The sequence below is a fragment of the Pseudoalteromonas rubra genome (assembly GCF_004212645.1).
In the GTDB taxonomy this organism is placed as follows: Bacteria; Pseudomonadota; Gammaproteobacteria; order Enterobacterales; family Alteromonadaceae; genus Pseudoalteromonas; species Pseudoalteromonas rubra_G.
Genome location: NZ_PPUZ01000070.1, coordinates 1 through 9,218, shown reverse-complemented (window position 1 = coordinate 9,218; position 9,218 = coordinate 1). Strand labels below are relative to the sequence as shown.

Annotated in this window: 13 protein-coding genes; 6 read left to right on the top strand and 7 right to left on the bottom strand. The window is 45.8% G+C overall.

Annotation, left to right across the window (positions count from 1 at the left end; translation table 11 throughout):
* Positions 1–336: 336 nt before the first annotated feature.
* Positions 337–900, bottom strand: coding sequence for an ImmA/IrrE family metallo-endopeptidase (locus tag C3B51_RS20100; RefSeq protein WP_130246202.1), 564 nt, complete (start codon positions 898–900; stop codon positions 337–339).
* A gap of 12 nt (positions 901–912) precedes the next feature.
* Complete coding sequence (locus C3B51_RS20095) at positions 913–1,308, bottom strand: helix-turn-helix transcriptional regulator (RefSeq protein WP_130246201.1); 396 nt, start codon at positions 1,306–1,308, stop codon at positions 913–915.
* A 287-nt stretch (positions 1,309–1,595) separates the two neighbouring features.
* On the opposite strand from C3B51_RS20095, the gene C3B51_RS20090 reads away from it, so the two are divergent.
* The 6 genes from C3B51_RS20090 to C3B51_RS20075 all read left to right on the top strand — a co-directional run bounded on the left by C3B51_RS20090 (position 1,596) and on the right by C3B51_RS20075 (position 4,580).
* The gene (locus tag C3B51_RS20090) at positions 1,596–1,970 is read left to right on the top strand and encodes an Arm DNA-binding domain-containing protein (RefSeq protein ID WP_130246200.1); all 375 of its coding nucleotides are present in this window, start codon (positions 1,596–1,598) and stop codon (positions 1,968–1,970) included.
* Positions 1,971–2,015: 45 nt separating this feature from the next.
* Positions 2,016–2,138 carry a hypothetical protein gene (locus C3B51_RS24120; protein ID WP_276319653.1) on the top strand — a complete coding sequence of 41 codons (123 nt, stop codon included), beginning with the start codon at positions 2,016–2,018 and terminating at the stop codon, positions 2,136–2,138.
* Positions 2,135–2,374, top strand: a complete 240-nt coding sequence (locus C3B51_RS20085) for a hypothetical protein (RefSeq protein ID WP_130246199.1) — start codon at positions 2,135–2,137, stop codon at positions 2,372–2,374. Before C3B51_RS24120 ends, C3B51_RS20085 begins: the two co-directional genes overlap by 4 nt.
* Positions 2,375–2,899: 525 nt before the next feature.
* Positions 2,900–3,067 (top strand): hypothetical protein, encoded by a 168-nt coding sequence (locus C3B51_RS23665; RefSeq protein ID WP_165389212.1) that lies wholly within the window; start codon positions 2,900–2,902, stop codon positions 3,065–3,067.
* Positions 3,068–3,702: 635 nt separating this feature from the next.
* Complete coding sequence (locus tag C3B51_RS20080; protein ID WP_130246198.1) at positions 3,703–4,275, top strand: rhomboid family intramembrane serine protease; 573 nt, start codon at positions 3,703–3,705, stop codon at positions 4,273–4,275.
* Between the two features lie 2 nt (positions 4,276–4,277).
* Entirely contained in the window at positions 4,278–4,580 is a 303-nt protein-coding gene (locus C3B51_RS20075; protein WP_130246197.1) for a DUF1330 domain-containing protein, read from the top strand.
* Between the two features lie 147 nt (positions 4,581–4,727).
* Here the strand turns inward: C3B51_RS20075 and C3B51_RS20070 are convergent, their stop codons facing one another.
* The 5 genes from C3B51_RS20070 to C3B51_RS20050 form a co-directional block, all read right to left on the bottom strand.
* Positions 4,728–5,996: an AAA family ATPase gene (locus tag C3B51_RS20070; protein WP_130246196.1), complete on the bottom strand. Its 1,269-nt coding sequence runs from the start codon at positions 5,994–5,996 to the stop codon at positions 4,728–4,730.
* Between the two features lies 1 nt (position 5,997).
* Entirely contained in the window at positions 5,998–6,627 is a 630-nt protein-coding gene (locus C3B51_RS20065; protein WP_130246195.1) for an RNA ligase family protein, read from the bottom strand.
* A 148-nt stretch (positions 6,628–6,775) separates the two neighbouring features.
* Positions 6,776–7,402, bottom strand: a complete 627-nt coding sequence (gene prfH / locus C3B51_RS20060) for a peptide chain release factor H (protein ID WP_130246194.1) — start codon at positions 7,400–7,402, stop codon at positions 6,776–6,778.
* Positions 7,399–8,559 (bottom strand): RNA ligase RtcB family protein, encoded by a 1,161-nt coding sequence (locus tag C3B51_RS20055; RefSeq protein ID WP_130246193.1) that lies wholly within the window; start codon positions 8,557–8,559, stop codon positions 7,399–7,401. Before C3B51_RS20055 ends, prfH begins: the two co-directional genes overlap by 4 nt.
* A 390-nt stretch (positions 8,560–8,949) precedes the next feature.
* The gene (locus C3B51_RS20050) at positions 8,950–9,180 is read right to left on the bottom strand and encodes a hypothetical protein (RefSeq protein ID WP_130246192.1); all 231 of its coding nucleotides are present in this window, start codon (positions 9,178–9,180) and stop codon (positions 8,950–8,952) included.
* Positions 9,181–9,218: the final 38 nt, after the last annotated feature.

Genomic DNA, 9,218 nt, shown 5'->3' with positions numbered 1-9,218 from the left:
AAATTGCTACATTTAGAGTACCCTTTTAACTCAGTGTGGAAACAGGACAGCTCACCACTGTTCCCTTTAATCGTTATGTTTAGCGTCTTGGTAAGCTTCTCATGTGCTTACAGACGTCTTCCCACTTGCCGTATCGATAGCGTTTGTATCGACATACTGGGACGATTTTTTTTCGTGATGCCATATATCACCTCAAAAAAAGTTATGAGTTGAATAGCTTTTCACTAAGAACTTGTTTATACTCTTCCCCGCTACGTTTAGAGTATTTAATTTTCTCAGTGTGGAAAGAGGACAACTCACCACTCTGTCCAAATACTTTTGAAAGCGAAAATAACGCTACTTATTTTCGCTTTCAAGCTTACTTACTTCGTCTTTTACTTTGCTTAATCTGCACCTTGCAGCTTTGTTCGACACTTTAAAAGTGCCAATGATGTCTTGATGAGTGCTCATTTTTCTCACACTTTCGAAGGGCATGAGAAACTCGGCTGCGAATTGATCTGCCTGCCATTCTGTATCTTCCCAAACTTTGTGCTCGGTTGGCTTTTCTTGCTTTGCAAGAACTAATGGCTGATCGTGTAAAAAAAGATGGCCGACCTCATGAGCGATTGTAAATCTGCTTTGCCCATCATCTTTGCAGGCTTTATCGTATACTGATTGCTTCAGATATATTTTGAACTCGGCAGGGACCGTTAAGCCTGCTACATCAGCCATTTCTTTATCGGGTACAAGCTCGCAGCTAAAGTGTGGGAATAATTCTGGTAGGGTTATGTCAATTAATTCTATGACATCTACATATTCAGCAAGACCCAATCCAAAGATAGACTTGAGCCTCTCAACATCTTTCCTGATTTGTTTTTTGTTCCTTGGACTTGTTTTGGTACCTTTTGCTCTTATCGTCACATTACATCCTTACTATCCCTTCAAAATCTTTAGAATAGCTTTTGCATCTTCATCATTTAAGTTTGAAGATTCAATGCGCCTTGCTAAAGCACCCACCGTGGTCCTCAACACATCGCTATCTTCATCCTTAATACTAATATTAAACTCTTGCTGAGACAGTGCAGCAGCTTCGTTTATTTCGGTTCTATCTTCTTCACTAAGCTCAAGAAAATTAGAAACTTTTTCCACAAGTTCATTTGTCAGCTTTTTCTTGCCGTTCTCAACGGCTGATAAGTAAGCGGATGTAACCTGCATGCCTTTCGCCATGTCACCTAGTTTCATATTTCTGTCTATCCGTATTTTACGGATGGCCATTCCAAATTTTGTCAACATAAGCAACTCCAAAGTTCTGTTTTTATTTTTATCCATTAACCCCTTGGGGAAGGTGTAATACCACCTTTAACTATAGTATGGCATGTTTTTAACCTGTCGTCAAGTTTGATTAACCAGCCTGGTTAATATTGTGGTTCTGTCAGTTAATCTATGTGTGTTCTTTTCTGTAGTGTTATATATCAGCCGGTGTTCTACAAGGTCAGATCTGTCCTTACAGACGATGTTTAGTTTATGTACTGCACTCTCATCACGTCACCACCTGTTGTATCTGGCCTGTTCTGAGCGGGTAAAATGTCGGTCAGTTTTTACCGATTGATGATTTTATGCGTCTTACCACACTGTTGTCTGAGGCGGCAATTCAAGATCACAGCCAGGATGCGGCTGTCAGCGAACTGACAGATAAACGCACGCCGCTGTTATTGCGGTTTAAGGCGAACCGCACTGGCAGCTGGCTGCTGGAGCTAAACCGTGATGGTAAAACGGCTCGCCCTAAGGTGGGCGACTGGCCATTGGTATCTGCGGCTGGTGCCAGGCGTCAACTTGAGCAGTTGCTGTTAAATGTTGGGCAGGGTGAGCCTGCATCGTTGACGGCATTTTGTAATGTTGCGGAGCTGGCGCAGTGGTATGTAGCCCGTGAGCAGCGTAATAGTGCGACCTCTGCCAGTTATAAATCGTCTTCAGTCTCTTTGGTTAGTTAACTTCTGATCCCGCGGTTGGGGGCTTTTCTGCTGGTTGGACTGGCTGTGAGTACGGTGGATGAGCACCTGGTTCAGTCGATGATGGCTGAGGGTTATCAGCCCAGTACGATTCGCCAGGCGTATGCGCAGTTAAAACGAATGCTACAACAAGGTGCTGAAGTGGGGTGATTCAACCCTCTTTGCTTAGTGGTGTGCCGTTCCGGCGTTTTCATAAGTCAAAAATCAAACCTAAGCCCGGTGCACTGCGGCCTTATCAATTGCCTGAGGTTGTAGGGCAGATCCATCAGGCCGGTGCCACTTTACGTTTGTTTGTGCTTTGCCTGCTGTGCTTTGGTACACGCAAGACTGAGACGAGCCTGATTGAGTATGGCTGGTTTGATACGTCGAGCCTAGCGCCTAACTGAGTGACATTCGTTCAGTGACTTTATTTTTTTTCCGGAAATTTTCCGAGTTCTCGGTTGTTATGATCGATTTGGCTATTGAGTTAGCTGAAAGCTTGTTCATGAACAAGCTTTCAGTATCAGAGGCTTGCTGTTGTATTTGCTTGGCGATTTTTTATGTTTTAGAGCTTTTTTCACAAAATACAGTGTTCAGGCCATACAAGGTTGTTCATGAACAACTTTTAAGAACGGTTTATGTGAAAGAACAAAAAGTGTGTTGAATAACTTGCCTTAAATAGAACTAGATAATCGTCACACGGCGTTTTGCAGGTATTTACAATAGTCACAGTTAATGTCTTGTGACTGGGCATGTGTTTAAAACACAGAACCAACAGGACCAAAACAAAATCCCGCTAAGTAGCGGGCTAACAGGCTTCTTGCGGGATATTGTTCTCCAACGAAGTCGTTTTTTAACCAATGGAGAAAAGCATAGTGGACCTTAAATTTTATTTATTACTGAATTTCTTAAACGCAGAAGGAATTGATTTTATGAACATTCTACTCGTATCAATAGGGGGCTTCTTTACAATGGTGTGGTCAAAGTACGTAACAGCCTATGCTAGTTTGACAGCTGAAAAAACGAAGCCTGAAAAAAGAGCTGCAGGCATTATGGTTAAACTGCAAATATCATTCAGTTTCAAAGCTCTAAATAAATAAACCATCGGCGACAACAGCTGCTAATACTTCTGCTGTTGTCGCCGACCGCGTGATAAATCAATTTCAGCAAAGCTATTTTGAATAGTTAGCCAGGGCAGCTATGTTATGGTGATTCCGTAGTGTATTCAAAAGAATAAATTTAGAGTGGGGAGGCGTTTCTCTCACGATTTACTTATTAGGTAGATGCCGTTGGCAAGCTGGTCAATGATCCAACTGGTCTCAATCAGTTTCTCAATTTTCAGTTTGAGCAACTTATCAGAAAGGTCTTATCGGGTTCAAAAGCAAACTAAACTGACGTAACGGCTGTTTAAGATCATAAAGTCAGCGACGGCCAAGCTCTTTTTAAGAAGTTTTGTTAGCCTGATGAAAGGCAGTAAACAGACATGCCCTCATGAACTATTGTGGTCAAATTTGCTCGAGTGCAGTTTGGCTGGTCAATGACACTGTTAGGTTTGTTGATAGGGCAATTCATAACTGCGATGATAGACTCTTTATAAGAGAGAATTTTGTCGATGGTGAAGTGCATGTCTCCTGACTAATTCAATTCGTGCGATTGACCCCTTAGTCAAAATTGAATCTTACACAGTTTTACGTAAATCCCGACAATTTCCAACAGCAAAATATCAAGGACATAAATGAGTAAGCGTGCGCTGGTTTTTCCAGCCAATTTTAAGCTGGTTTTATATGCAATGGCCTTGATGGTTGTGGTGCAGCTGTTGGGGAGCGTGATTGGCTTGCCGGTGGGTCGACTCGGGATCATCCCACATAATGAGTATTACCTGAGTGGCATTCTCACTGCGCCTTTTGTGCATGGCAGCTGGGGTCATTTAATGAGTAACTTGATTGGCCTCACTATCAGTGGTTATCTGGCCGCGAGGTTACCCAAGTTTAAAAGAGCGACTTTGCTAATCCTGGTTGCGACCGGGCTACTCGTGTGGCTGTTTGCCGGCTCTGGCAATCATATTGGCGCATCTGGCCTGGTCATGGGATATTTTGGCCTGTTACTGGGCGCTGCGCTGTTCAACCGTGATGTGCTTGGCATCGTGAGCTTTATCGCCTTACTGGTACTTACTTATTATGCCAACATCAGCTTTCTAGCGACTTTGCTCGATTTCTCAGCTCAGACCAGCAGCTCAAGCCATATCTTTGGTTTTATTAGCGGACTGGGCGCTGCTTATTTGACAAAGACAAGCCGCAAAAGGAGATGATTATGTATGAATATTTAGTCGGGTTAGCGGTTTCAGATGATGAAATGTACGCCCAATATCGCGCTGCGATGACGCCTATTTTGCACGTTTATCAGGGCGGGTTTGGGTTCGACTTTATTGTCAGTGAAGTACTGCAATCTGAAACGGATAAACCAATCAACCGGGTCTTTACGATCCAGTTTCCAAGTAAAGAGGCGTCTGAGCGTTTTTTCTCGGACGAAGATTACTTACAGGTCAAAGCGCGCTACTTTGATGCGTCGGTTGCGCATACCACAATTATTTCTAGCTATGAAAAACAGACCTGAACTCGCGGTATAAGCCTTGGGTCTATTTCGTAATTCAAGCTTAGTTCAGGTGCTTTCATCCATAAAACCATTGCAACAGAGGGGCGAGTGAATGTGGGCGCATTCACTCGCCAACACTCACTGAGTTCACTTGCTTGTGGTGGCTCCCTAGAGCTCCCGGAAGCATCCGGCCCTGCTCAACTCAATTCCCTGATCGCCAATCACCAACATACGATGTCCTTCCGTTCTGGCGGGCCACTGAAATCTGGCTATTTGCGAAGTCAACACCTCATCGGGTACTACATGGCGTCTGTTTCTGTTGTTGGTGCGCAGCGCGGTTTCTGAGAGTTGAAACGCCACTATGGTGATCAGCGCGCCATACTGCAAACCAAGTTGGCAGATCATCTCTCTAAAATCCTGGCGGATATTGGTTGCATCCCAGACTACATTATGTTTTTTACCCAGCGCTGCTTTGAGCCGAGATTTGGCTGTTTGCATAATGCGGCCCTGGTTTTTCTGGCAGCTTCTTTTGCCATTGAGCTCTGTACGGATCTCATCAAGAGAAACGATTTCATAGCCGCTCAGGTGCTTATCTATCCAGGTCGATTTCCCGCTGCCACTGACGCCGCACATGACGTACAAATGTGCGTAGTGCTGACAGGGGAGATAGTTTTTGGCGATGGCTTCTTCTATCATGCTTATCTGACCATTAGCCAACTGTGAGATAGCGTAACCATTCAGATACATCTGTTGTAGCGGATTCTTCTTTACCTGGAACTGTGCAAGCAGCGCTTGTTCAACGTTTCCTTGCTCCCAAAGACCATACTCCTTTGCAAACATGCGAAACAGTTCTAGCAGTTCCAGCTGTTGCGGTAGGTCTGGGCAGACTCTGCCTTGCATGTCGGCTACTTCCAGCCAATAAAGTAATGCCATATCCGCATTCAGCGCCAGGTGCAGGTAAGCCGCATAGTCAGCATTTTTGACCACCAATAGTTTAGGGACCTGGTGATAGCCAACCAGCGCAATGACCTGGCCGATACAGTTTTGGCTTAGTGGCAGCTGCCCTAAGCGTGTTGCCAGATAACTGGCACCGATCTCCTCATGCCTGGGCGCCACGACTCGCTCGACCCCCGATATTTCTTTACGCTTAGTCGTAATAGGCTTGGCGATGTCGTGGAGCAGGGCGGCCAAAATCAGTATTTGACGTTGCTGCCCGGTAATATGAGCGGCTCGATTGTCAAACAGCTGATACAGTGCATTAAGCACCATATCAGTATGGATCGCCACATTACCTTCACCGTGCCATTGCTCATCCTGCTCGGTTTTTTCAAATTCGTATAAAAGTGGTAAGAAGCGGCCCAAAACCCTGGTACATTCAGCAAAGCTGGGCGTAAGGTCGTCCATAAGACTATTGAGCCAAAGTTGGGTTTGATCCATGTTATTCTCCTTGTGACACTAAGCTATTTGGCACCACTTCGCTGTGCATCCAGTGAGTATCCGTTGTTACATGGTCGGCTCTGACCCATTTAGCAACGCTCTGGGCGAAGTCTTCATAGGAAAAGCTATCAGCCAACCTGACTACATACCCTTCTTGCTTGTGCAGATCCAATTTAATCTGTCGGATCTGTGTTTCACACCATAAACCTGAATAGAGCACCTTAGGAGAGGCGAGTCCCAGTTGTTTCAAAAACAGTTGGGTGTCTTGCCAACTCAGGCAAATGTTGCGCTCATTCCAGACAGAAAATGCCAGAAAAAAGCTTTTCAGATTACTATATTCTATCGAATGCCGGGCGTAGAGATTTTCTCCACAGATGCGCCAGCCACGGGGTATTTGGTAACCTATTTTGCCTTGCAGCGATTTAACCCAGGCTCTGGAAGGATGATAGCGGCTATCAATCGAGCGAGCATGCAGATAATCACTGTAGAGGGTTGTGTTCTCACCATCCATTTTTTCAGTGACAATAACGGCTTTACCTTCAAACAGTCGGGTATTGCCCTGACGTAAATCATCGCTGGTCGCACCCAAGGACCAGGGCAAGTGTGGGGTACGAGGGTATTTGTATCTCATTTTTTAACACCATCTTTTAATTCATTTACTTGGTATCTGGTGATGCCAAAAAGGCATCACCAATGCCCACAAGTCAACTTGTTGGCGGCTTTAATGTTGTTAACTGATGGCATTACATTGTTCTATTCCTTGCTTGAGATACTGCTCATTACCTTTGTTTAAACTGTTCGCCCGTAAAGGTGCGTTCTGGCGCACCTCTTTGTAGTGTCTGATGTTGTTGCCAGCGAGCTTTGTTCTGGGTACTGAGTTGCTGCTCTTTCATGGCTTCCAGTTTGCTAAACAGGAGCGCGATGGCTATCCGTTTATTGGCATGCTGACTGCGCTCACTGTCTGCCCTCACGGATAGGCCTGTCTCAGTATGTATCGCTCTGACAGCGGAATCTGTGGTGTTAACGTGTTGTCCGCCAGCACCCGAAGCCCGGCAGCGCAAAAAGGTGATTTCGCGACTCAGCGTCTGCTCATCCACCGTATAAACGGCGCCGCTGAAAAACCAGTTCTTGCGTTTATGCCTGGGCCTGAATGGGCTTTGGCATACCCACAGCATCGAACCTTGCCAGCGATTTGCAAGTTGCTTAGCCATGACATTGTTATCTGAAGAGCTCAGTCTCAGTAAAGCAGACTTATAACTGTATTTTTGCTCACCCCTGATGGCCTCAACTAGAGTAAACCCGACACCGGCATCCTGACATTGTTTTTCCAGTTGGCTCAGTGCATGCGCAACTGCCCGGCTGCATTCGGCGGGTCCCTGACCTGAAGAGAGCTGCAATAAAATCATCCTGCACAGTCTCCCAGGGTTTTGAAGGTTAAAACCGGTTTAAAGCGGGCGATGACCTCAATGAGACCTGCTTCTTCCATATCAGAAATCACGGTTTCACACTTTTTATAAGCTTGCGGTGCCTCGTCATACAACAACTCCTTGTTACCACAGATCACCCGGCTGCCCAGTTCGGTGCGGTATAAGTCATCGCGCTTATATTTATGACTTAGCCGTCCCTGGCACTCGCCACGGGGCCACTTTCTGCCCGCACCGTGTGCCAGTGAATGGAGGTTAAGATGTTCGTTGCTAACGTGTTTTGGCTTTACAAGATAACTGTAGTCACCACGTGAGCCCGGGATCATGACATAGCCCTGATCGCTGGGCGTTGCGCCTTTTCGATGCAACCAGCCCTCAACGCCGTCGACCACTTTGCGGGTGACCAGGTTATGATTGATGTCCAGCACGCAACGGCCTTTGCTCCTTATTGCCTCAATAAATCTTTGTGCGATCAGCGCGCGGTTTAATTCTGCCCAGCGTAACGCTTCGTCATGTCTGGCCAGGTATTTTGCACAGGCATCGTCCACTTGAGCCAGGCCCGCATGATTGTATCTCGATACATGGCTGATCAGAATTGATTGTCCTAGCCCACGGGAGCCCGAGTGAACCAGCAATTGCAGGCTGCGCTTATCCAGTCCAAGTGCGTCAATGGCTGCAGGGTCATAGATTTTATCGATAGACTGAAACTCAGCAAAATGATTGCCACCGCCGATTGTCCCCAGCGCATGGTCAAAGCGGGTATGCTCAAGCTGTTTTGCCTGCTTTTGCTCATCAATATAGTCGTGCCAGCTTTCATCCAGCGGTGCTTCGACCTGCGTTAGCTGCTTAACCAGCTTGTCTAGGTGTACTTTGGATAGCTTCATTGTGGTCTGCCATAGCGACATACCACAGCCGATATCGTTGCCGACCAGAGCAGGGTAAATCTGGTTTGTGCTAAAAAATGCCGCCCCAATCGGATAACCTCGACCCGGGTGCAGATCTGGCATACCTGCAACGTACTGCATACCTGCCAGTTGTGATGTTTTGGTGAGTTGTTGAATAGCCAGGCCCTCAATCCACGTGTTTTCAGACGCGATCAGGCTGACATTTTCTGTAATTTGTTGGACGGATCTGCCCATAGTACCAATTCCTTGCCCATAAAAAGAGCATATTTGTGTAAAATTAAAGACGAATTGGCAAGTCTAGTTACGCGCGCATTGATAACGGCGAGACCGAAAATAGCTTATCAGAAAGCTAAAGATAAGTAGGTAGCTTCTGGCTAATTAGCGGGTAAGACCTGCAAAGGGTTTTGATAACTGAGTCATATTTTTTCTCCTTTGCGGTTAGTTGATGAAAGTGGTTAATAAATGCTCGCTTGTTTATCGAACGGGCACAGTCTATTCAGGCTTAATCAGGATTGCAAGAAAAAATGACGTGTTTTACGCATTAAAGGCTATATCAATGACGAAAATGGCCACACAAGCGGCCATTCTCACTCAGCCTCAACGGCTAATTCACGGTGTGTTTTACTACCAATATACTTTGGTCACTTTGAGTCTGCCGCCATCGTTTTCACACATAGCACCCAGGTTTGGGATGTAAGTCTGCGAAATTTTAAACCATAGTTGAACCTGGTTGCTATCGAGGCATTGGAAGTGATAGTAGCGAAAATTTCCCGGGTCGATGCCTCGGGCCTGAGTTGTAGCGCTGAGTGTGAGCATAGCCGTTGCAACGGCAGAGAGTGTTATAAGTTTCTTCATGTTAATTTCCTTCATGTATTATACCAATTTCACTTAAT

What these genes read in the sequence shown, in the direction of transcription:
- C3B51_RS20090 (WP_130246200.1), top strand. Translation starts at nt 1,596, where the DNA reads ATGCGTCTTACCACACTGTTGTCTGAGGCGGCAATTCAAGATCACAGC.
- C3B51_RS20055 (WP_130246193.1), bottom strand. Translation starts at nt 8,559, where the DNA reads ATGGGCAGATCCGTCCAACAAATTACAGAAAATGTCAGCCTGATCGCG.
- C3B51_RS20075 (WP_130246197.1), top strand. Translation starts at nt 4,278, where the DNA reads ATGTATGAATATTTAGTCGGGTTAGCGGTTTCAGATGATGAAATGTAC.
- C3B51_RS23665 (WP_165389212.1), top strand. Translation starts at nt 2,900, where the DNA reads ATGAACATTCTACTCGTATCAATAGGGGGCTTCTTTACAATGGTGTGG.
- C3B51_RS20080 (WP_130246198.1), top strand. Translation starts at nt 3,703, where the DNA reads ATGAGTAAGCGTGCGCTGGTTTTTCCAGCCAATTTTAAGCTGGTTTTA.
- C3B51_RS20070 (WP_130246196.1), bottom strand. Translation starts at nt 5,996, where the DNA reads ATGGATCAAACCCAACTTTGGCTCAATAGTCTTATGGACGACCTTACG.
- C3B51_RS20050 (WP_130246192.1), bottom strand. Translation starts at nt 9,180, where the DNA reads ATGAAGAAACTTATAACACTCTCTGCCGTTGCAACGGCTATGCTCACA.
- prfH (WP_130246194.1), bottom strand. Translation starts at nt 7,402, where the DNA reads ATGATTTTATTGCAGCTCTCTTCAGGTCAGGGACCCGCCGAATGCAGC.
- C3B51_RS20095 (WP_130246201.1), bottom strand. Translation starts at nt 1,308, where the DNA reads ATGGATAAAAATAAAAACAGAACTTTGGAGTTGCTTATGTTGACAAAA.
- C3B51_RS20065 (WP_130246195.1), bottom strand. Translation starts at nt 6,627, where the DNA reads ATGAGATACAAATACCCTCGTACCCCACACTTGCCCTGGTCCTTGGGT.